The organism is Aquitalea sp. ASV11 (assembly GCF_016429185.1).
GTDB classification, from domain to species: Bacteria; Pseudomonadota; Gammaproteobacteria; order Burkholderiales; family Chromobacteriaceae; genus Aquitalea; species Aquitalea pelogenes.
In genome coordinates, this window is sequence record NZ_JAELUD010000059.1 from 1 (window position 1) to 20855 (window position 20855).

At 60.1% G+C, this 20855-nt stretch carries 22 protein-coding genes; 5 read left to right on the forward strand and 17 right to left on the reverse strand.

Translation table 11 applies throughout. From position 1 onward, the window contains the following. Positions 1-379: TonB-dependent receptor domain-containing protein (locus tag JHD62_RS16395; protein ID WP_199103802.1), on the forward strand; the 379-nt coding region annotated here is incomplete at its 5' end. 69 nt (positions 380-448) lie between these two features. On the opposite strand, the gene JHD62_RS16400 is transcribed toward JHD62_RS16395, so the two are convergent. From JHD62_RS16400 to JHD62_RS16445, 10 genes are all read right to left on the reverse strand, one after another. Then, a complete protein-coding gene (locus JHD62_RS16400; RefSeq protein WP_199103803.1) occupies positions 449-1126 on the reverse strand; it encodes a Crp/Fnr family transcriptional regulator in 678 nt (225 codons plus the stop codon). 167 nt (positions 1127-1293) lie between these two features. Beyond that, entirely contained in the window at positions 1294-2853 is a 1560-nt protein-coding gene (locus JHD62_RS16405; protein ID WP_199103804.1) for a cytochrome D1 domain-containing protein, read from the reverse strand. Beyond that, positions 2853-4049 (reverse strand): heme d1 biosynthesis radical SAM protein NirJ, encoded by a 1197-nt coding sequence (gene nirJ, locus JHD62_RS16410; protein ID WP_199103805.1) that lies wholly within the window; start codon positions 4047-4049, stop codon positions 2853-2855. The genes JHD62_RS16405 and nirJ overlap by 1 nt, the downstream gene beginning before the upstream one ends. Before the next feature lie 88 nt (positions 4050-4137). Beyond that, positions 4138-5145 (reverse strand): Lrp/AsnC family transcriptional regulator, encoded by a 1008-nt coding sequence (locus JHD62_RS16415; protein ID WP_199103806.1) that lies wholly within the window; start codon positions 5143-5145, stop codon positions 4138-4140. Next, entirely contained in the window at positions 5129-6133 is a 1005-nt protein-coding gene (locus JHD62_RS16420; protein ID WP_199103807.1) for an Lrp/AsnC family transcriptional regulator, read from the reverse strand. Before JHD62_RS16420 ends, JHD62_RS16415 begins: the two co-directional genes overlap by 17 nt. Further along, positions 6133-7341, reverse strand: coding sequence for a cytochrome D1 domain-containing protein (locus JHD62_RS16425; protein ID WP_199103808.1), 1209 nt, complete (start codon positions 7339-7341; stop codon positions 6133-6135). Before JHD62_RS16425 ends, JHD62_RS16420 begins: the two co-directional genes overlap by 1 nt. After that, complete coding sequence (locus JHD62_RS16430; RefSeq protein ID WP_199103809.1) at positions 7302-7640, reverse strand: cytochrome c; 339 nt, start codon at positions 7638-7640, stop codon at positions 7302-7304. Before JHD62_RS16430 ends, JHD62_RS16425 begins: the two co-directional genes overlap by 40 nt. Further along, positions 7622-7930 carry a c-type cytochrome gene (locus JHD62_RS16435; protein ID WP_045846240.1) on the reverse strand — a complete coding sequence of 103 codons (309 nt, stop codon included), beginning with the start codon at positions 7928-7930 and terminating at the stop codon, positions 7622-7624. Before JHD62_RS16435 ends, JHD62_RS16430 begins: the two co-directional genes overlap by 19 nt. Positions 7931-8009: 79 nt before the next feature. Further along, positions 8010-9737 (reverse strand): nitrite reductase, encoded by a 1728-nt coding sequence (locus tag JHD62_RS16440; RefSeq protein ID WP_304506254.1) that lies wholly within the window; start codon positions 9735-9737, stop codon positions 8010-8012. Positions 9738-10119: 382 nt separating this feature from the next. Beyond that, a complete protein-coding gene (locus JHD62_RS16445) occupies positions 10120-10680 on the reverse strand; it encodes a hypothetical protein (RefSeq protein WP_199103810.1) in 561 nt (186 codons plus the stop codon). A gap of 231 nt (positions 10681-10911) precedes the next feature. Here JHD62_RS16445 and JHD62_RS16450 point away from each other — a divergent pair, with 231 nt between their 5' ends. From JHD62_RS16450 to JHD62_RS16465, 4 genes are all read left to right on the forward strand, one after another. Next, the gene (locus tag JHD62_RS16450) at positions 10912-12468 is read left to right on the forward strand and encodes a hypothetical protein (RefSeq protein WP_199103811.1); all 1557 of its coding nucleotides are present in this window, start codon (positions 10912-10914) and stop codon (positions 12466-12468) included. After that, positions 12465-13193 carry a hypothetical protein gene (locus JHD62_RS16455; RefSeq protein WP_199103812.1) on the forward strand — a complete coding sequence of 243 codons (729 nt, stop codon included), beginning with the start codon at positions 12465-12467 and terminating at the stop codon, positions 13191-13193. The genes JHD62_RS16450 and JHD62_RS16455 overlap by 4 nt, the downstream gene beginning before the upstream one ends. A gap of 74 nt (positions 13194-13267) precedes the next feature. Continuing rightward, entirely contained in the window at positions 13268-14053 is a 786-nt protein-coding gene (locus JHD62_RS16460) for a hypothetical protein (protein WP_199103813.1), read from the forward strand. A gap of 6 nt (positions 14054-14059) precedes the next feature. Beyond that, positions 14060-14773, forward strand: coding sequence for a hypothetical protein (locus JHD62_RS16465; RefSeq protein ID WP_199103814.1), 714 nt, complete (start codon positions 14060-14062; stop codon positions 14771-14773). Between the two features lie 111 nt (positions 14774-14884). On the opposite strand, the gene JHD62_RS16470 is transcribed toward JHD62_RS16465, so the two are convergent. From JHD62_RS16470 to JHD62_RS16500, 7 genes are all read right to left on the reverse strand, one after another. Continuing rightward, complete coding sequence (locus tag JHD62_RS16470) at positions 14885-15100, reverse strand: DUF3079 domain-containing protein (protein ID WP_199103815.1); 216 nt, start codon at positions 15098-15100, stop codon at positions 14885-14887. Positions 15101-15265: 165 nt separating this feature from the next. Continuing rightward, entirely contained in the window at positions 15266-17098 is a 1833-nt protein-coding gene (locus JHD62_RS16475) for a nitric oxide reductase (RefSeq protein WP_199103816.1), read from the reverse strand. A gap of 12 nt (positions 17099-17110) precedes the next feature. Further along, complete coding sequence (locus tag JHD62_RS16480) at positions 17111-17914, reverse strand: CbbQ/NirQ/NorQ/GpvN family protein (RefSeq protein WP_199103817.1); 804 nt, start codon at positions 17912-17914, stop codon at positions 17111-17113. A 9-nt stretch (positions 17915-17923) separates the two neighbouring features. After that, the gene (locus tag JHD62_RS16485; protein ID WP_199103818.1) at positions 17924-18184 is read right to left on the reverse strand and encodes a cytochrome C oxidase subunit IV family protein; all 261 of its coding nucleotides are present in this window, start codon (positions 18182-18184) and stop codon (positions 17924-17926) included. A gap of 72 nt (positions 18185-18256) precedes the next feature. Continuing rightward, positions 18257-18850, reverse strand: coding sequence for a cytochrome c oxidase subunit 3 (locus JHD62_RS16490; protein ID WP_199103819.1), 594 nt, complete (start codon positions 18848-18850; stop codon positions 18257-18259). Positions 18851-18905: 55 nt separating this feature from the next. Then, entirely contained in the window at positions 18906-20333 is a 1428-nt protein-coding gene (locus tag JHD62_RS16495; protein WP_199103820.1) for a cbb3-type cytochrome c oxidase subunit I, read from the reverse strand. 32 nt (positions 20334-20365) lie between these two features. Beyond that, a complete protein-coding gene (locus JHD62_RS16500; protein WP_178972681.1) occupies positions 20366-20791 on the reverse strand; it encodes a cytochrome c in 426 nt (141 codons plus the stop codon). Positions 20792-20855 lie beyond the last annotated feature (64 nt).

The window sequence follows — 20855 nt, forward strand, 5'->3', positions numbered from 1 at the left end:
GGGCTACACCTATACCGACATGGAAGTGACCGAAGGCAGCAACCAGGGCAAGACGCCGTATCTGGCACCGGCACACAAGGCCACCGCCTGGCTGGACTATGCCTTTGACAGCGGCATCAATCTGGGCGGCGGCATTCGCCATACCGGCTGGATGTGGGCTGACAGCGCCAACACCCTGACCATTCCGGGTGTCACGCTGTACGACCTGCGCCTGCGGCTGCAACTGGGCCAGTTCAGCCCGTCGCTCAAAGGCAGCACGCTGCAGATCAACGCCAACAACCTGGCCAACAAGACCTACGTGGCCTCGTGCTACAGCAGCTATGCCTGCTACTACGGCGAGAAGCGCAATATCAGCGCCACCCTCAGCTACAAGTGGTAAGCCTGCCCGGCAAAGAAAAACGCCTGACACAGTCAGGCGTTTTTTGCTTGTCACCGCAGGCAGGGCCGCCTAGTCGGCGCTCTGGCGCAGGCCGTCCACATTCAGCAGGCTGATTTCCCGGCCGTTCACCTCGATCAGCTGCGCTTCGCTCAGCTGGTGCAACATGCGCGACAGGGTTTCCGGCGTCAGGTTCAGCCGCGAGGCAATCAGGTTCTTGTTGACCGGCAATGTCACCAGCGGCATGGGTACGGTGAGGTCGGCGTTCTGCAACAGATAACCCACCACCCGTTGCAGCGATGTTTCGATGGTGTAGCGCTCCACATCGCGCACCAGGCCGTGCAGACGCATCGACAGGCCGGCCAGCAGGCGGCGGGCAAAGGCCGGGTCTTTTTCGATGGCCTGATTGATGCCCTGCGCCTCCACCTTCAGCAAAAAGCCATCCTCCAGTAGCTGCGCCATCACCGGGCAGGGCTTGCCCAGAAACATCACCGCCTCGGCAAAACTCTGGCCCGGATGGATGATTTCCATCACCTTTTCACTGCCCTGGGACGAGGAAATGGCCAGTTTCACCCGGCCATACACCACCAGGAACATGCCATCACACGGGTCGCCCTTCTGGAAGATCACCTGCCCCTTGCAGCCACGCACTTCGTGGGTAAAGGGCACCAGCGCTTCAATCTGCGCCGGAGACAGTTGCTGGAACAAAGGCTGATGCCGCAAGAAAGCAGGAATATCGACTGTTTGCATGATTTTTCCAAAGGCGGGCCGGGTGCACGCACCCGTCATGCCGCCGACTATAGGCCGCCGGCACCGACATCGCCATGCACACAAAGCATCAGGCAACTACGCCAAACGGCGTAGAACCAGCATGGCGCATGCGCGCTGGCGTTCGGTGGTTCCAACGACTGCCGGCTTCAGTGACTGGTCCCTTCCGAACGGTTGACCTTGTTGAACACATTGTATTTGCCTATGGGTTTGGCCATGGGCAGCGCCGCCACTTCGCGCAGGGTTTGCGCATCCACCACAATCAGCTCGCCGGGATTTTCCATCACCGACACCAGCGCATAACGGCCATCGCGGGTGAACTCCACATGCGCAGTGGTCTTGCCCGGCCGCAACACCAGCTGGCGCACCACGCTGAGGCTGCGTTTGTCGATGATGGACAGCGTGTCCTTGTGTGCGCTCATCATGGAATCGGCCCAGGCATAGGGCGTATTTTCGTGGCTGCGCAGGAAAAAGCCCGGCCCCGGCAGCTGCACCTGCCTGATCAACTGCCAGCTGTCCATGTCGACAAAGCTGAGCTGGCCGCCCTTGAGATTGGGCGTGGCCATGATGCGGTGGCCATCACGCTCGAAGCTGATGCCCGACCCCAGATGCGGCATGCCATCCAGCGGCAGGTCCGCCACCTTGCTGCGCGCATCCAGGCTGATCACCTGCGCCTGACCGCTGCGTGAAGCACCCAGCACATGCTGATAAGACGGGTCGAAGTAAAAGTCGTCCAGCACCATGGACAGCGGCGTCACGCGCGGGGTAAGAAAGCCCGGCTGACCCAGCGCCTCGCCCATCTGGTAGTCATGCACCAGACCCGGGTAAACCGGTGCGGCGTGGCGGTCGTAGCTGATTTCCCACAGCTCCGGCACATCTTTTAACGCCACCACAAAGCTGTGGCGCGGTGCGGCTTCGTACACGGCGGACACCCGCGACGGGCGACCGGCGGCATCGCGCACCGCAATGGTTTTCACCGGGGCCAGACCGTGCGCATCCAGCAGCACCAGCGTTTGCGGCAGGGTATTGCCGGCCAGAATCCAGTTACCGTCATCCGATACCGCGATATTGCGGGTATTCAGGCCCACGCGGATGTCCGCCACCACTTGCAGGCTGTACAGGTCGTACTGGGTCACCCAGCCATCGCGGCTGGAAAAATAGACAAAACGGCCATCGGGGGAAAACTTGGGCCCGCCATGCACCGCATAGTGGCTGGCAAAGCGGGTGATAGGCCGGAAGCGGTCGCCATCCAGCACCGTGACATGATGATCGCCCGCCTCCACCACCACAAACAGGTCGAGCGGATTGGCTGTGTATTGCGGCCTGGCCGGCAGGCTGGAGAGCGCCACCGGCTGGCGGTGCGAGGCACGCATGTCGGCATCGCTCCAGCGCGGTGGCGTGGCCGGAGCGCTTTGTACATAGGCGGTGAGCTGGCTGATCTGTTCATCCGTCAGCTGGCCGGCAAAACCGGCCATCTGGGTGGCGCTGCGCCCCTGACGGATGGTATTGCTGATTTCGGCAGTTTTCAGCCGCTCCAGGCTTTCCGGCAGCAAGGCCGGGCCCATGCCGCCCAAGCGGTCAGCCCCGTGACAGCTTTGGCAATGCTGGCCATATAACTGCGCGGCGGCGGATGGGTCCATGTCGGCGGCGGGGGCGGCATATAGTGGCAGGCTCAGCGCCATGCCGAGCAAGACTAACCAGCGCTTCATCAGACAGCCTCCTTTTGCCATGGCGTCAGCGGTGCCAGCGCATGCACGCCGCTGGCCACGCCTACTTCTTCATCGCTCAGATAACAGGCCGGGTCCGCCGCCCAGAAGTTGCCGGTCAGCTCCCAGGCGCGCACCCGGGTATTACCATTGCAGATGGCCAGATGCTGACAGGCAGCGCAGCGCCCTTCCACCGGCCGTGGCGACTGGCGCAGTCCGGCCATCAAGGGATGGGACTCATCTCGCCAGATGGCGGAAAACGGCCGCTGGCGGACATTGCCAAGCTGCACCTTCCACCACATGGTGTCCGGGTGCACATTGCCCAGATTGTCGATATTGGCCACGTTCACCCCGCTGGCGTTGCCACCCCAGGCCAGCAGGCGCTGGCGCAGCTGCGCCGCCTGTGCCGGGTAATGGCGGGCAGCCCAGTGCAGCAGATAAACCGCATCGGCGTCGTTATTGCCGGTGACAAAATCACGCGGCTGGCCAGCGCGGATGTGCTGCAGGCAGGACTCGATCAGCAAGTCCATTGCCCAGCGGGTGCGCGGCTGACGGGCATCATCCGCCCGGTGCTTGTTGCCACGCCCGGCATAATTGAGATGGGAGAAGTAAAACTTGTCGATATCCTCCACCGCCAGCAGCTGCAATAGCGCAGGCAAGTCATCGGCATTGTCTTCGGTCATGGTGTAGCGCAGGCCCACTTTCAGCCCGGCATCGCGTGCCAGACGCATGCCGCGCAAGGCCAGCTCATAGCCGCCAACCAGGCGGCGGAAGCGGTCGTGGGTGGCACCAATGCCATCCAGGCTGACCCCGACATAATCAAAGCCCACCGCCGCCAGCGCGGCAATATTGCGCTCGTCTATCAGCGTGCCGTTGCTGGACAGGCCGACATAAAAGCCCATGGCCTTGGCACGGGCAGCCAGCTCGAAGATATCCGGCCGCAGCAGGGGTTCGCCACCGGACAGAATCAGCACCCGCACGCCAAAGGAGTACAGATCGTCCATCACCGCGCAGGCTTCTGCCGTACTCAGTTCGCCCTGGAAATCCTTGTTGGCCGAGGTGGAGTAACAATGCTGACAGGTGAGGTTGCAGCGGCGGATCAGGTTCCAGATCACCACCGGGCCGCCGGGTTTGCCGCCACGGGCGGGGGCGGCGGCCGGCTCCAGCAGGCTTTGCAGATAGGGTGTCAGGCGCAGCATGGCTGGCTCCGGCAATGGTGATGGCCATCAGTGTGCAGGCCGCCCCCGGCCCGTCTCCTTGACCCGTATCAACGGGATCAATCCCGGCTTACACCCGCAGGCCGGACTTTTTCAGGATGCGGGTGGAAAACAGCAAGGCATGGCGGCGGCAGGCCGGGCCGAGCAATTGCAATAGCGCCGCCTGCTGTTCGCGTACCGCGCGGCGATTGTCACCATGCACCATGGCAAACAGGTTGTACGGCCAGTGCGGCAGGTGGCGCGGACGGCGATAGCAGTGGCTGACGCAGTCCAGCGCACCCAGTTGCTGGCCCAGTTCGTCCACCAGTTCGTCCGCCACATCAAACACCGCCATGCCATTGGCGCGGTAGCCGATGGCGTAATGATTGGGCACTGCGCCGATGCGGCGTATCACTCCCTGCTCCAGCATGCGGCCCAGCCGGCTCAACACCTCCTGCTCTGGCAATTGCAGGGCGTCGGCCAGCTGGCGGTAGGGCTGCGCCACCAAGGGCAGCCCGGCCTGGCTGGCGCGGATCAGCCGCCAGTCGTCTTCGTCCAGTTCTGGCGCCACGGGCTGTTCATCCAAACTGCCACGCCCGGCGCTGGCCTGCCCCACTGCCGCCTGGCCGCCGACGGTAAAGCGCATGCCGACAAAGTATTCGCGCTGCTTGGGGAAGGCATGCACGGTAAGACCAGTCAGCAGTTCGATAGCGCTGCAAGCGGCGGAAATCCCGGCCTGGCTGGCGGCGGCCAGTACAAACCACATGTTCAACTTATGCGTACGCTGATAGTTGTGCGCCACCGCCGGCAGGCTGTTGACTGCCGCCGCCACTTCGTCAAAGCGTGCCGGTGGCACCGCCAGCGCCGCCAGCACAAAGCAGCCGCCCATGCGTTCTATCTGGTATAGCGGGCCAAAACGGGTGAGCACCTGGCGCTGTAGCAGGCCATCCAGCCCTTGCCGCAAGGCCAGCTCGCTGCAACCCAGGGTGGCAGCGGCATGGGCAAAGGGCTGGCTGGTAAGCGGAAAGCCGCCTTGCAGCTGGTTGACGATGCTGGTTTCCAGCGGGTTGAGCGCAGCCCGGCTATGCGTGATGGCCATAACAGGCTCCGCGTTGGGTGTAGCGTTTGATTGAGGGCAGTACCGCATGCGGGTAAGGCTGCAAGTCGTGTCGCCGGATTAGTTCGTCCAGCATGGCCTGCAGGCTGGCGGCATCACTGGCGTGAATCATGCAGAACAACTGATAAGGCCAGTGCGGCGGCCGCGCCGGGCGTTCGTAACACAAGGTGACGGCCGGTTCTGTCGCCAGTTGGCGGGCGATGGCTGCGCGGCGGGCGGCATCGTCGATCTGCCACACGCACATGGCGTTGTGGCGATAGCCCAGCTCGGCATGGCGCAGTACCGCGCCAAAGCGCCGCAGCACGCCTTGCTCCTGCCAGGCTTGCAACTGCTGCAGCACCTCCGGCTCGGTCAGGCCGCAGTCGCGGGCCAGCAGCTGGAACGGCCGCAATTGCAGCGGCAGGCCGTCACGCAAGGCGGCCAGCAGGCGTTGCTGCCGCCAGTTTGGGCGTATTGGCTTCGGCTGCGGTTGTGGCTGGCGCGCAGCCACGCTGCCATCCAGCGCAAAGCCCAGGTCGATATGATATTCGCGCAGCAAGGGCAGGTTGAGCGGTGCCAGCCCGGTGGCAAGATGAATGCGCGACAGCACGTCGGCCACGGCGGCGGCATCGCTGGCCGTTACCACAAACCACAGGTTGAAGTGGTGGTCGCGCTGGTAGTTGTGGTTGACCTCGGCATGGCTGCTGACAAAGGCGGCCACTGCATCCAGCCGCTCCGGCGGCACGGCCAGTGCGGCCAGCGTGCTGCTGCCCACGGTATTGGGTGCAAATACCGCGCCCAGCCGCGATAGCAGGCCAGCCTGCCGGGCTGATTGCAGCAGTTGCAGCAGCGCGCTGGCTGTCCAGCCATCGTCCAGCATGGCGGCCATGTCGGCAAACGGCGTGGCACTGAGCGGAAACTGCTTCTGGCAGCGGTCCAGTGCCTGCAGGCTGCGTGGCGGCAGTACGCCAGGGTTTGAAGGGTCTGGCATCACATCCCCATCCTGCCGGCACGGCTGCTGAAGAAAATGCCGGATGGCTCCAGCGCCGGCAAGGTGCGGCGCACGGTGAGTGTGGCGGTGTCGATCACCACCAGCTTGTTGTCATCGCGGCTGGACAGCCACACCGCATCGCCACGCGGGGTGAATTCCATGTGCAGGATGGCGCGGCCCGGTTGCAGGGTCTTGATTAGCTGCCGGGTCGGCACATCAATCACCTGCACCTTGTCGTTATCGGGGAAGGCAAAGTTGACCCACACCCGCCGCCCGCCCGGTTCGGCCATCACGAATACCGGCTGGCCCAGTACCGGAACTGTCGCCACCTGCGCCCAGCTGCGGTTGTCGGCCACCAATATTTCATGCTGGCCGATGGCAGGCAGGAAGGCGTAATCCCCGGCGATGGACCAGCCGCGCAAATGCGGCATCTTGTACACCGGCATGGTCTGACGGCCACGGCCATAGCCGGCCAGAATGCGCCGCACACCGGCATCGGCATGCCAGCTGTCCAGCAAGGCCAGCCCGTCTTCGCCGTACAGCCCGGCAATGAAATAGCGGCCATCGCCACTGGCCAGCCCGTCGTAAGGTTGCTTGCCGATATGCTGGAAGCGCTGGACTTTGGGTGCAGTGGGCGTGCTGGCGTCCAGCACATCGATTTCATCGGCATCAAACAGCGCATAGGCAAAACGCTTGCCCGGCAGGTCGGCAAGGCCCACCACGCGCGATGGTTGGCCATTGGCCCCGGCAGCGGCCGGAACACTGGCCAGCAAGGCCAGGCTGTCGGCATCAAACAGCTTCACCCCGCCGGGGCTGTAGTTTTGTGCGGCAATCACCCGGCCATCGCTGGAAATGGCTCCGCCTATGCTGTTGCTGGCCTGCTCCACCCGCTTCACCAGCCGGGCGGAGAGCAAATCCACCTTGCTGATGGCGCCATCGCGGCCAAACACATAGGCATAGCGGGCATCCGCGGAAAACACCACCGAGGCATGGGACAGATCGCCCAGGCCCTGCACCCGTGCCAGCGCCTGTTCATGGGTGTTGTCGACAATCTGCACGCTGCCGCTGGCGCGTTCGATCACCACGCCCAGATTGCCCGTGCCACGCAAGGGTGGCGTACTGGCGCAGGCGGCCAGAGTCAGGCACAGCAGCGGTGCCAGCAGACGGGCTAGCGTGCGCCGCCCTGTTGCAAGAGTTGAACCAGCCATTGCGCTTCTTCTTCGGAAAGGAAAGGCCGCCAGGGCGGCATCGGGGTGCCGGGGCGGCCATTGAGAATGGTGGCCACCAGACTGTCGGCCGGTTTGCCGGCCAGTGCCTGGGGGGTGAGCGGGCTGCCCAGCCCGCCTTTCAGGCTAAGCCCGTGGCAAGCACCGCAATCGTTATGCAGCAGTTGCAGCAGCTCACCCGCACGGGGTTCTGCCGGTGGCGCTGCTGTGGCCTGCTGGCACAGGCTGATTGCCAGCAAGGCCACCAGACAGATGCCACGCCTTACTGGGCCAGAATCCATGTCACCAGCTGCTTGAGGTCGGCATCCGGCACTTGCGGATTAGGCGACATCGGAATGGCACCAAAACTGCCGGAACCACCCGCCTTCACCTTCTGCATCAGCTTGGCGGTGACATCCTGCCCCTTGTATTTGGCCGCCACCTGCTTGTAGGACGGGCCAACCAGCTTGGCATCCACGCTGTGGCAGGCCAGGCAGTTGTATTGCTTGGCCAGTTCCGGCCCGCTGGCCGCCTGGGCCAGCCCGGCCGACATCAGCCCACCCAGGGCCAGCGCAATCAGTACATGTTTCATGCTGCTCTCCTTGTTCCGGCAGACCACGGACGATCTGCCGGATTTCAACAGTGAAAGGACGGCGACGACTTATTTCAAATCAATAAATATCGTGCTGGGTATTGAACACATTGAACTTGCCGGTGGGGGTGATCAGGCGCGGGTCCTTGATCACGGCCTTGAGCTTGCGGGTCTTGTCGTCCACCACCACGATGGCCGATTGCTTGTCCTTGCCGCTCCACACCGAGAACCACACCTCGCTGCCATCCTTGTTGTACTCCGGCTGCAGCACGCGCTTGGCACCGTCGCCCAGGCCAGACCACTCGCCAATCGGCAGGGTGACAAAGCCCTTGTCCAGATGGTTGATGTCAAACACGGCAGCGCTCTGGCTGACGGCTGCATCCGGGTTCAGCGCGGTATCCACCCACAGATTGTGTGATTTTGGATGAGTCTTGATGAACAGCGAACCACCGCCCTGCCCCTTCAGCACCCGCACCACCTTCCAGGCCTGGGCCTTGTGCTTGTCCGGGTCGGTACCGATCAGGCTGATGCTGTCGTCGCCCAGATGGCCGGTGGCCCATACCGGGCCGTATTGCGGGTCGACAAAGTTGGCACCACGGCCGGGGTGCGGGGTTTTGCCCACATCCACCAGCGCGGCCAGCTTGTCCAGCTTGGTATCCACTACCGCCACCTTGTTGGAGGCATTGGCCGCCACCATGAAATAGCGACCGGTAGTATCGAAGCCGCCGTCATGCAGGAACTTGGCGGCGTCGATGGTGGTGGTCTTGAGATTGGCCAGGTCGGAGTAATCCACCATCATGATCTTGCCGGTTTCCTTGGCATTGATGACGAATTCCGGCTTGAAGTGGCTGGCCACAATCGAAGCCACACGCGGCTCGGGGTGGTATTCGTTATCCACCGTCATGCCACGGGTGCCGACAATCTTCAGCGGCTTGAGGCTGTTGCCGTCCATGATCACATACTGCGGCGGCCAGTAAGCCCCGGCCACAGCCAGCTTGTCTTCAAAGCCCTTGAACTTGGAGGTTTCCACCGAACGGGCCTCCAGGCCGATGCGGATTTCCGCCACCGTGTCCGGCTTGGCCATCCACAGGTCGATCAGGTTGATCTTGCCGTCGCGGCCAATCACGTACAGGTAGCGGCCGGATTGCGACAGGCGGGAAATATGCACGGCGTAGCCGGTTTTCAGCACGCTGACGATCTGCTTGCTATTGCCGTCGATCAGCGCGATCTGCCCGGCGTCGCGCAGCGTCACCGAGAACAGATTGGCCACATCCAGATTGTTCTCTTTATGCGTTGGCCGCTTTTCTGGTGGAATCAGCACCTTCCACGTCCCCAGCATGTCCTTCATGCCGAATTCCGGCGGTGTCGGCGGTTCCTGCTGCACATAGCGCGCCATCAGGTCCACCTGGGCATCGGACAGCTCACCCGAGGTACCCCAGTTGGGCATGCCGGCTGGCGAGCCGTACTTGATGAAGGTTTTCAGGTATTCGGTGCCCCGCGTCAGGGTGATATCCGGCGTCAGCGGCTTGCCGGTGGCCCCCTTGCGCAGCACCCCGTGACAGCCGGCGCAGCGTTCGAAGTAAATCTGCTTGGCCTGGGTGAACTCCGCCTCGGTCATCGGCGGGGCCTTGGGGTTGATGTTCTGGTGCATGGGTTCGGAAACCAGCGGCGAGGCAGCTCCCTGGTATTTCGCCTCCGGGGCGGAGGTCGAGGTAGTGGCGGTATCCGCCCAGGCCTGCATCACGGAAAAAGGCAGGGCCGCCAACAACACACTTCTTGGCAGCCAGGACAAGCGCGGGGTCTTCATGGTTAGGGCTCCAGCGTGACAGTAATGCTTGGTTGCCGGCATCTTCATCCCGCGGGCATATCCCCCTCCTTGATTCGAATCAACGGTTTAACCATGGGGTTGCCAGGGTCTCCGCTCCTGCTTAATCCCAGCTATCACGCAATATCCCGGCACCATGCCGGCTTGATCCTCCAACCATACCGAAGCAATTCAAGAAAATTCAGACATCTCCCACCAAGGCAACGCCATTTCCCGATAGCTCGAGATCCAGACTCAAACAACCATGCACCTGACATGGCAACAGATGCTGCTTGCACAACTGCCGACCGATAACAGGCTCTGCGCCAATGACGTCCTCCCCCGTAAAACAGGACCAAACACCATGCTCATCAGCCCGCCCTCTTTACACCATCGCCAACAACAACAAAGCGATGCTGACTGGCTCGCCAGCATCCTGCCCGATCCAAGCGTAGGCCGTTACCCATTGAGCACGGGCTTCGAATGGCATGGCGGCATCCATGTACTGCTCAACGGCAGCGGTGAAGCCAATACCGTACGCGCCATTGCCAGCGGCAATGTCATCCATTTTCGTGATTGCGGCCCCGGTGAACTCATGCCGGAGCCGGACTCGCCCATCGCCCGCTTCGGTTTGAATAGCCCCGGCTGCGTGGTGATGCGCCATGAAACCGAAATCGGTGCCGGGCCGGATGGCCACGTAGTGTTCTTTTCCGTCTATCAGCATCTGGCCAACTTGAAGCCGGCGGTACGGGATGCCTTTAAAACCGGCAAGTTGCTGCCACGCAAACAGGCATTGGGCCAGTCCGGCTATGCGGGAGGAAAGGCAGGCTTTCATTTTGAAATTTTCTGCAACAGCGAAAACCTGCGCCGCCTGACTGGCCGCACCGGCGGCCTGCTGCCACTCACCCAGCATGGCCGCGACAACATCCTGTTTGGTGACATTCACTTTTATCTGCCTGCGGCCACTCCGCTATACCGGTTTGCCAATGAGCAAGCCGACTGGAGCCCGCGCCATGCCAGCCTGCGTCCGGCCAGCCACACCGACCGACCACTGTTTGTCACCCTGCAATTCGACAAGGGCAATATCAGCCTGCACACCCGGCAACAACAAGGCCAACACTATCCACAGCTGCCGGACTCCCACCGACCGGCCTACTGGCACAACTACGAAGCCGGTATGGCGAAACTGGCGGGAAAAATTGCCGATCAGTACCCGGCCGCCTCCGCCAGCGCAGTATACGAACTGCTGCGTTTTGGCCGACTTGTCGCCCGGGAACAACACAGCGCACTCCCCGCACAACTGCCGCACTGGCACCAGATCAACACCCCGACCGGCTGGCATTGGGTCAACCTGGCCAGCAACGACATCAAAAAATACAGCGATGCCGACTTCCCGCACTGGCTGGGTTGGACCTGGATAGACGACGACCCCAGCGACGACGGCCTGTGCCAGTCCCCCACCCTGCATGGCTGGCTGTTGCCACCTGGCCAGCCCAAAACCAGGGACAGGCTGCTGGCCGCCATCCCGGCACAACAAGCCCGGCTCTCACGCACCATCTGCCGCTTTCCCACCGAATGGGACAGCAACAAGGTGGATGCCCGCTACGGCTGGGTACGGCAGGAAAGCGCCTTCAACCCCAAGTCAGAAGTCATGTCCGCTGCCGATTATCGGGTCTACAAGATCAAGATCGAAATGCTGAGCTTCTGGCAACAGATTCTGCCGCGCAGCATGGTCCAGGCCGGCAAGAGTTGTTACCAGGAGGAAAGGAATTTATACGACCGCAGTCTGGAAGATCACATCTGGCACTTTCACCCGCGTGAATTCATTCAGATATTCCGCAAATGCAAATGGCTGAGCAGCGTGGAAATGGAAATGGCGGTATTGCCGGAAGCCGCCCCCAAGCAAGGGCCAAGCGCAGAGGAACAGATCCGAGATTACAAAATCCCGCTCAACCTGGCCATGCGCAAATACCTGATTGATACCGGCCTGCGCTGCAGCCATTTCATTGGCCAAGGCTGCGTGGAGTCTAACGCTTTGAAAAGTATGGTGGAGACTGCACAGTATCAGGATTATGTATTAAAAATAGGGAAAAGATATATCGATGAGTCATTAATTTATTATGAAATGAAAGAAAAAGACTGGTGGGGAAGCAAGCAGAAAGATCGAGTCGATATTTTCAACCACACCAGATACACCACTACCGGCACAATTAGTGGCAATTCCTATGCCTGGCGAAATGGCAATATCGACACCATAGACGCACAGAAATTCCGTGGCCGTGGCTTCAAGCAACTGACCGGGCGTAGCAATTACGCCCGATATTGGCGCTATCGTGGCTGGTTGACCAAATCAGCCTTCGATGAATACTGGTGGGATGACCCCGCTTATAAAAATCGTCAGCCGGATAAAATGAAGCGCCGCCCCGCCATCATCAATAATCCGCACATCATTGCCATCGACCCCTATAACTGCATTGATAGCGGCGCTTACTTTATTACTGCAGAACGACCCCAAATCAAGCTACACATGCAAAGCATGAACGATAACAGCATCATTGAAGTCAGCCGTGCCATCAATGGTGGCATCTATGCCAAGGAGCAGAGAATAAAACAAAGCTATCGTGCCTACCATGTGCTTGGTGATGAGATCGAACCCAAAGATAAAAAAGAATATCTCAGCAAGTATGCAGACCGATTTACCTTGGCCATCGAAAAACAAGGACATGAAAAATGAAATACACAATTGTCACAACACTACTGGCGCTCAGTACTACCGCTGCATCAGCATATACCATTACGCATATTTATATTAAAGACAACGACATTATCCGCACCGACATCAAGCAAGCGAAGGAAGGCTCACCGGGCCACACTTATGTCCATCTGGATGGAAATACCTGCGAAATCATTGAAGGTAGTGCTGCGGCAGCTGACTGGATAAAAACGAGCTCGGACAAACAGTATCTTATACTATTTAATGATTACGTGGATATGAAACAACTTAAGGCCTGCAAGACAAAAATGAAGCTTTCTGGAAAAGCCTATGGAGATCTGTCCGACATGAACAAGGAAAAAAATATTTTCCTTAGCATTACCGAATACGGCTTACGTTGGCCCTGCTCCATTGCATCAATCAATAAGATATCTACAGCAAAAGAAATAAACATTGCAGCAAAGCCATTTTATGCGCAGAAAAAATCTGAACGCACCATGCGCAAGAATTCCTTTGGTGGTGGCGGCAGATTTTCACCCGATGGCAATTATCTGGCCCTGTCATTACCTAATTTCTCCTGCCGCAAAGGTAGTTACCCCGGCGTATACGATACACGAACCTGGAAAAAAGTGGAGTTCACCAGCCCGGATGTCGACGCCCGTTGCGATGCCCTGTTTCCCAATCTGCCCACCCCCAGCCGCACCCTGCAACCACTTTGCGTGGATGAGGATTTCAATGAATATTAACACCACATCGCTACAATAACTCAGCCGACTGAAAGAAGAAAAATTGAGTGAATGATAAATGTAGAGGAGAAAAAATGAAATCCATCATCACCGCAGGCATCATCGCGCTGTCCAGCACACCAGCCACCGCACACACCATCACGCATATTTATATAAAAGATAACGATATTGTCCGCACCAACATCAAGGAAGTAAAGTTTGGCTCACCGGGCAACACTTATGTCCATCTTGATGGCAATACTTGCGAAATAACTTACGGAGACGTCTTTGCTGCCCAACAAATAAAAATGAGTTCAGACAAGCAATTTCTTATTCTATTCAATTCTTACATTGACATAGGACAGCTAAAAATCTGCAACACCAGAATGGAGGCTTCAAATGTTACTGTAGGTGGTATATCTGACATGAACAAGCAAAAGGGCATTTTTCTGCGCGGAGATGACTACGGCTCAGATTGGTCATGCTCTATTGCATCGATAAGAAAAATACCTACAGGTGAAACAATAAGTATCGCAGCAAAGCCATTTTATGCGCAGAAAAAATCTGAGCGCACCATGCGCAAGCATTCCTTTAGTGGCGGCGGCAGTTTTTCACCCGATGGCAATTATCTGGCCCTGTCATTACCTAATTTCTCCTGCCGCAAAGGCAGTTATCCCGGCGTATACAATACACGGACCTGGAAAAAAGTGGAGTTCACCACCCCGGATGTCGACGCCCGTTGCGACGCCCTGTTTCCCAACCTGCCCACCCCCAGCCGCACCCTTAAAACACTTTGCGCTGATGAGGATGTCAATAACGTTTTCACCTTCCCCATTGCACCACTTGGGAACAATCAAACTGACTTATTTATTAAGGAATGAAAAATCATGAAACTGGCAATCCATGCAAGTGTATTGGCACTGGCGCTACAAACCGCGTCAGCCGGCACCATCAACTACATTCACATCAAAAAAGATGCAATCACTCGCATTGATACCGAGGAGAACAATGATGAGTATTTCCAGGGAATTCATGTCTATCTTGATGGCAAGCTATGCAAAATTCTCGACACCACTGCCACCGAAGCCGACCGGATAAAAATGAGCTCAGATAAACAATATCTTGTTTTATATAATGGCTATCTTGAAATGAAGGGGCTAAAAGCTTGCGACAAGGTCATGAAACTATCCGGGCAAACGACTGGCGCAATTGATGACATGAACAAAGAAAAGAATTTCCTGGTTGAACAAACAGAGGGCAGTTCACCTGAACCATGCCAACGCTTATCAATCAGACACATTTCCACCAAGCAAGTAGTGAATATTCCGGCCGGAGCATTTTTTACTGCAAGCAAATCCAGCATCAACCTTGTTGATTCAGCCAGTTTCTCACCGGATGGTCAGTATCTTGCCTTGTCCACTTTGCATTTCTCCTGCCGTAAAGGCAGTTACCCCGGTGTGTACGACACACGAACATGGGAAAAAGTAGAGTTTACCACCCCGGATGTTGACGCCAGTTGTGATGCCCTGTTTCCCAACCTGCCATCCCCCAGCCGGGTTCAACAGCCGATTTGCGTTGACCCGAAGGTAGGTATCAGATGATCAGTGCACTGTACGCCATGCATACACGCCCCCTCTTAGCCGCTGTCATCCGCCGTCAGGCGACGGCACGCTATCTGTTGGCCAATGTCTGACAGCAGACTATGCCGCGACTTAGTCAGTCTCCGGCAGCGTCAGCGATTTTTGTTCCGGCTCCACCTCCAGCCCCCAGTCGCCGTATTCATACCAGTCATCACCCAGTACTTCCGCCGGGTGCTGGGTGCGGCCGGAGCCATTGCCGCATTGCAGGGAGTCGGCCGGGCAGTATTTGTCGCAGCCCCAGCAAATGCGCTCCGGGTGTGCCGGGTGCAGGGGAAATTTCCGGGCCATGAGGTTTCCTTTCCAGTGACTGAATCTGCCGAGCAGCAGTCTGCCATTGTCCGGGCTCGGGCTGGCTGGCGACTTGCCACATATCAAAAAAAACCCGGCACAAGGCCGGGTGAAGAAGGTGATTACACCTTGGAGTCGGGTTGAGCCTGGACAGCAGCCGGCTGTTCAGGCAGTCAAATGGGCATACAAGCGGGTGAGCACGCTGGGCAGCATCTGTGCCTGTTGCACCACCACATAGCCACGGTGGCCAAACAGATGGGGCAGATAATCCCCTGCTTCGCGGTCCACCGTCAGGCAGAACGGCAGCAGGCCGTCGCGGCGGGCTTCCAGTATGGCCTGGCGGGTGTCCTCGATGCCGTGACGGCCTTCGTAGTGGTCCAGGTCGTTGGGTTTGCCGTCGGAGATGATCAGCAGCAGGCGGCGTGCAGCCGGTTGTTGCAAAAGGATGCGGCTGCTCTGGCGGATGGCCGCCCCCATGCGGGTGTAATAGCCGGGGCGGATGGCCAGTATGCGGCCGCGGGTAGTGTCGTCGTAGCGTTCGGCAAAGTCTTTCAGCACCTGAAAACGTACTTCGTGACGGCGGATGGAGGAAAAGCCGTACAGGCCAAAGCTGTCGCCGGCAGCGGACAAGGCCTCGGCAAACAAGAGCAGGCTGTCGCGGATGACGTCGATCACGCGGCCAGCCTCGTCCCCTACCCAGCTTTCGGTGGAGAGCGACAGGTCGGCCAGGGTCAGGCAGGCCAGGCTGCGCTCGCCCGGTGGCCAGGCCTGGTACAGGCCGGGTTCGGACTGGGCCGCTCCGCTGTGGCGTTCGGCCAGAAAGCGGATGACGCGGTCGATGTCGATGTCTGGCCCGCACTCCTGTCCGCTCTTGCGGGTACGTTCTGGTGCCAGCGCCTGAAACTGGCGGCGCAGGCGACGGGCCAGCGGCAGCAGGCGCGCAGGCAAGGCGGCCGGTACGGCATCGCGCGGCAGCATGGGTTGCAGGCGGCAGTGGTCGTCCACCAGTCTTTGCTGTTTCCAGTTCCACTCCGGTAGCAGCAGGCCAGGCCCCAGCGGGGTGTCGTCCCAGGCTGCGGCGGGCAAGTCCAGATCGAACTTCAGCTTGCCGCCCTTGGTGTGGGCATCCTGCGCCAGCGACAGGCGGTTCATGTCCTCGGCCGCAGCGGCGGCGTTGTCGTCGTCATCCTCATCGGTATGGCGGTTGACCTTGACGTATTCGTCCCAGGTAAACAGGCTTTCAGCGCGGAAAATCATCAGCATGCCGTTTTTGCGCTCGTCCTGTACCACGCGCTGGGCGCGGTAGCGGCGGCGCTGGCGCTGCTGTGGCTTGTTGCGCTGGCCGCTTTGCTGCGGGTCCTGCGCGGTGGACGGGGCGGTATGCTCCAGCGTGGGCGGGGCCGGGTGCAGCCATAGCGGCAAGGGATAAGGGGCGCGGGCTGGCGGCGGGGTATCCAGCGCTTGCTGTGGCTGCAGCAGGGCCTGGCGGATGGCGCGCTCCCAGGCCGCTTCGGCTGGCGGCAGGCGGGCCGGGTCTGGCCGTTGTGGCAGATGGGCTGCCACCAGCCGCTGATAGCTGGTAGCCAGGCCGGGCATGGCGGACAGGCATGCGGCAGCGGCATGGCGGTTGGCATTCAGCCAGTCACCGGCAGGCTGTGCGGTGGCAGCCAGCGCCATCAGCCAGAAATACAGTTCGCGGTTGAGCACCGCATCGGCAAACAGCTCGATTTTTTCCGGCAGATAGAAAGCCTGTGAGTCGGACCAGGCCAGTTCCACCCGCTCGCCGGTACCGGAGAGGCGCTCCAGCCAGCGGCGGCGGGCGCCGTGTTCGGTCCCCACGGTGGAGCGCAGCGCCAGTGCCGGGTCGCCGCCCATGGCGCGGAAGAATACCGGCGCAAGCGGTGCCACCTGCTCCAGCCGCACGGCAGCGGCGGCATGGCCGCGATAGGCTGCGCGCTTGACCAGCTTGTCCCACCAGCCGCCGACGATATCTTCCATGACAGGCCCCGATCAGGCAGGAAACTGGGTGTGGATGATGGCAAGCAAGGCCGCCACGGTGTCCGGCTCGTCGCTCAGCGGTTCGGCCAGCCCGGTGCGGCAGGCCAGCGCCGGGCGCATGCCGGATGCCATCAGCTTGGCGGCATACACCAGCAAGCGGGTGCTGACGGATTCGTCCAGGTCGTAACCGGACAGGCGGCGCAATTGGCCGGCCAGCGTCACCAGCTGCTGCGCCTGTGCCGCGCCAAGGCCGGATTCCTGCATCACCACCTGCTGTTCTACTTCGGCAGACGGAAAATCGAAGCTCATGGCGACAAAGCGCTGGCGAGTGCTGGGCTTGAGGGTTTTCAGCACATGCTGGTAGCCGGGGTTGTAGGACACCACCAGCATGAAGCCGGGCGGGGCCACCAGTACTTCGCCGGTGCGTTCGATGGGCAGGATGCGGCGGTCGTCGGTGAGCGGATGCAGCACCACGGTGGTGTCCTTGCGTGCTTCCACCACTTCGTCCAGATAACAGATGCCGCCCTGACGCACCGCACGGGTGAGCGGGCCGTCGCACCATACCGTCTGGCCATCACCTATCAGGTGGCGGCCCACTAGGTCGGCAGCGGACAGGTCGTCATGGCAGGACACGGTAATCAGCGGCAGGCCCAGCCGGGCCGCCATATGGGCGACAAAGCGGGTTTTGCCGCAGCCGGTGGGGCCTTTGATCAACACCGGCAACTGCTGCTGCCAGGCGGCTTCAAACAGCTGGCATTCATCGCCCTGCGCTTGATAGAAGGGTGCGGACAATTCGGGACGCAGCGGTGCATTCATGGCTTTTCCTTAGCGAAAACTCAACAGCAGCACACCGGTCACCAGCAGCAGCCAGCCATGCACGCTGGCGCGCAGCCAGTGCGGGGCATGGCGCAGCCCCATGTATCGCTCGATGACCACCCAACCCTTGAGCCAGGCAAAACCCAGCACCAGCGGTGCCAGCCAGTGTTGTGACAGCTGGCCGGTTTCGGCCAGGGCAGCAGCCAGCAGGGTCAGGCCGCTAAGCCAGGCCCACAACAGCCATTGGGTAAGGGGGGCGGGTGTGTTCATGGGGTCAACGATACCGGCCATGCAGGGCCATGGCCTTGATTCCAGATAAGCCCTGCCAACAAACTGCGGCGCTTAACGCGCCACGTAAATCAGCGCAAACAGCACAATCCACACCAGGTCCACCATATGCCAGTAGGCGGCGGCGGTTTCCACCCCATCAATGGCCGCACCGGCATAGCGCCCGTCGCGGGCCTGCCACCACACGGCGGCGACAATCACCATGCCCAGTACCACATGCAGAAAGTGGAATACGGTGAGCGAGAGGTAGAACATCCAGAAATCGCCGCTGGACAGGGTGATGCCAGCGGCAAACTTGCCACCCAGCTCGATGGCCTTGAGCACCAGAAAACCGCCACCGGCCAGCATGGTGGACATCAGCCAGCGCCGCCCGCTGCGCTGACGGTTTCGCGCAAAGGCGCGCACTGCGGCCACGATGGCCGCACTGCCCGCCAGCAACAGCAAGGTATTGAGCGTGGGCAGCAGCAGGTGCAGCTGCTGCTGGCCGTGGGAAAACAGTGCCGGTTCCCGCCAGCGGTGATAGCCGTACACCAGGAAGAACACGCCGAACACCGCCAGCTCGGCCAGAATGAAACACCACATGGCCAGGTCTCCCGGCACATGACGGTCTTGCGGTATGTCTTCCAGCAGCAGGCTGTCGGCAGGCATGGTTTGTCTCCAATGAAAAAACGGCCCTTTGCGGGCCGCTTGTTGCTCGGTTCACTCAGGCTTCGCGCTTGCCGGTGACAAAGAAGCTGATCAGGTACAGCATCAGGCCGCTGAAGAAGCCCAGGCCGCACACCAGACGTGCCCAGTACAGCGGCATGATGTGGTCCTGTGTTTCCATGAAGGACAGCGGTGCGCTGGACATGCGTTGCAGCCACACCTGTGTCGCCCCGGCAGCGGTCAGGCACAGCGTGATGCCGACGATGGACAGGGTCATCACCCAGAACGCCAGTTTTTCCACATTCTGTGCTTGCGGGCTGTTGGCTTCACGGCCACGCAGCAGCGGCATGGTGTAGGAAATCATGGTCAGCACCACCATGGCGTAAGCACCATAGAAGGCCATGTGACCGTGCGAAGCAGTCAGCTGCGTGCCGTGGGTGTAGTAGTTCACCACCGACAGCGTCCCCAGGAAGCCCCACACACCAGCGCCCAGGAAGGACATCACACCAGTACCCAGCGCCCACAGCGTGGCGGCCTGGTTGGGGTGCTGACGGCGGCGACGCTTGACCATATTGAAGGCAAACATGGTCATCATGAAGAAGGGCACCGGCTCCAGCGCGGAGAAGATGGAACCCCATACCTGCCAGTAGGCCGGTGTGCCGATCCAGAAATAATGGTGACCGGTACCGATGATGCCGGTGATCAGCGTCATGGCAATGATCAGGTACAGCCATTTTTCGATGATTTCACGGTCCACCCCGGTCACTTTCACCAGCACGAAGGCCAGCATGGCACCCATGATCAGCTCCCACACCCCTTCCACCCACAGGTGTACCACCCACCACCAGAAGTACTTGTCCAGCACCAGGTTGTTGGGGTTGACGAAGGAGAACAGGAAGAAGATGGCCAGGCCCCACAGCCCCAGCAGCATCACGATGCTGATGCTGGTCTTGCGGCCGGACAGCAGCGTCATCGACAGGTTGAACAAAAAGGACAGCGCCACCAGCACAATACCCACCTTGGTAATGAGCGGCTGCTCCAGGTAACCGCGCCCCATGGTGGGCAGCAGGTCGTTACCGGTGAGGTGGGCCAGCACGTTATAGGGCAGGCCCAGGTAGCCGACAATGGTCAGCGCACCGGCCACCAGAAACACCCAGAAGGTGATGATGGCCAGTTTCGGGCTGTACAGCTCGCGCTCGCATTCTTCCGGAATCAGGAAGTAACCCGCTCCCATGAAGCCGAACAGCAGCCAGACAATCAACAGGTTGGTATGCACCATGCGCGCGGTGCTGAAATTGATGGCCGGGAACAGGAAGTCCCCCTTCACATACTGCAGGCCGATGATCAGGCCAAACAGGATCTGGCCGATGAACAGGCCGATGGCCGCCATGAAATAAGGCTTGGCCACCGCCTGCGAGCGGTATTTGATCTGGGCTGGCGCACGGGCTTGTTCAGCCGCTAGCGTCGCCGCACTTGCATTGCTCATGTTTATCTCCGTCAGCGATTGGTCTGGTGCGCTCAGCCCTGGATATTGGGCGGCCAGTTATTGGTATTGATCTCGGAGGTGTACTTCAGGAAGGCCACCACGTCGTCCAGCTCGCCGTCGTTCAGATGAAACTGCGGCATCTGGCGGCGACCGGGTACATTGGTGGGCATGGCCTTCATCCAGCCCTTGATGAAATCCGGGCCACGGCGCACATAGACATTGCCCAGCTCCGGTCCGAAATAAGCCCCCTCGCCCAGCAAGGTGTGGCAGCCGCCACAATTGCGCGTCTCCCAGATCTTCTTGCCGCGCACCGCCGCATCAGTCAGCTTGGCCTTGGCGTTATGGCTGGGCAGGGCCATGGTGGTATCCAGCGTCAGCCCCAGGAACAACAGGAAAAAGAACACCGACCCACCGTAAAAGATGTTGCGGGCCGTCGATTTGGTGAAGCTCGCGCTCATCACGTCCTCCTCAAAGTGCTTGCACCGGCACGTCCGGTACCTGGGGCGAAATGTACGGATTCAG

What these genes read in the sequence shown, in the direction of transcription:
- JHD62_RS16430 (WP_199103809.1), bottom strand. Translation starts at nt 7,640, where the DNA reads ATGGATTCTGGCCCAGTAAGGCGTGGCATCTGTCTGGTGGCCTTGCTG.
- JHD62_RS16495 (WP_199103820.1), bottom strand. Translation starts at nt 20,333, where the DNA reads ATGAGCAATGCAAGTGCGGCGACGCTAGCGGCTGAACAAGCCCGTGCG.
- JHD62_RS16435 (WP_045846240.1), bottom strand. Translation starts at nt 7,930, where the DNA reads ATGAAACATGTACTGATTGCGCTGGCCCTGGGTGGGCTGATGTCGGCC.
- JHD62_RS16500 (WP_178972681.1), bottom strand. Translation starts at nt 20,791, where the DNA reads ATGAGCGCGAGCTTCACCAAATCGACGGCCCGCAACATCTTTTACGGT.
- nirJ (WP_199103805.1), bottom strand. Translation starts at nt 4,049, where the DNA reads ATGCTGCGCCTGACACCCTATCTGCAAAGCCTGCTGGAGCCGGCCGCC.
- JHD62_RS16490 (WP_199103819.1), bottom strand. Translation starts at nt 18,850, where the DNA reads ATGCCTGCCGACAGCCTGCTGCTGGAAGACATACCGCAAGACCGTCAT.
- JHD62_RS16475 (WP_199103816.1), bottom strand. Translation starts at nt 17,098, where the DNA reads ATGGAAGATATCGTCGGCGGCTGGTGGGACAAGCTGGTCAAGCGCGCA.
- JHD62_RS16470 (WP_199103815.1), bottom strand. Translation starts at nt 15,100, where the DNA reads ATGGCCCGGAAATTTCCCCTGCACCCGGCACACCCGGAGCGCATTTGC.
- JHD62_RS16415 (WP_199103806.1), bottom strand. Translation starts at nt 5,145, where the DNA reads ATGGCCATCACGCATAGCCGGGCTGCGCTCAACCCGCTGGAAACCAGC.
- JHD62_RS16465 (WP_199103814.1), top strand. Translation starts at nt 14,060, where the DNA reads ATGAAACTGGCAATCCATGCAAGTGTATTGGCACTGGCGCTACAAACC.
- JHD62_RS16420 (WP_199103807.1), bottom strand. Translation starts at nt 6,133, where the DNA reads ATGCCAGACCCTTCAAACCCTGGCGTACTGCCGCCACGCAGCCTGCAG.
- JHD62_RS16460 (WP_199103813.1), top strand. Translation starts at nt 13,268, where the DNA reads ATGAAATCCATCATCACCGCAGGCATCATCGCGCTGTCCAGCACACCA.
- JHD62_RS16485 (WP_199103818.1), bottom strand. Translation starts at nt 18,184, where the DNA reads ATGAACACACCCGCCCCCCTTACCCAATGGCTGTTGTGGGCCTGGCTT.
- JHD62_RS16455 (WP_199103812.1), top strand. Translation starts at nt 12,465, where the DNA reads ATGAAATACACAATTGTCACAACACTACTGGCGCTCAGTACTACCGCT.
- JHD62_RS16425 (WP_199103808.1), bottom strand. Translation starts at nt 7,341, where the DNA reads ATGGCTGGTTCAACTCTTGCAACAGGGCGGCGCACGCTAGCCCGTCTG.
- JHD62_RS16480 (WP_199103817.1), bottom strand. Translation starts at nt 17,914, where the DNA reads ATGAATGCACCGCTGCGTCCCGAATTGTCCGCACCCTTCTATCAAGCG.
- JHD62_RS16405 (WP_199103804.1), bottom strand. Translation starts at nt 2,853, where the DNA reads ATGAAGCGCTGGTTAGTCTTGCTCGGCATGGCGCTGAGCCTGCCACTA.
- JHD62_RS16400 (WP_199103803.1), bottom strand. Translation starts at nt 1,126, where the DNA reads ATGCAAACAGTCGATATTCCTGCTTTCTTGCGGCATCAGCCTTTGTTC.
- JHD62_RS16450 (WP_199103811.1), top strand. Translation starts at nt 10,912, where the DNA reads ATGGCGAAACTGGCGGGAAAAATTGCCGATCAGTACCCGGCCGCCTCC.
- JHD62_RS16440 (WP_304506254.1), bottom strand. Translation starts at nt 9,737, where the DNA reads ATGAAGACCCCGCGCTTGTCCTGGCTGCCAAGAAGTGTGTTGTTGGCG.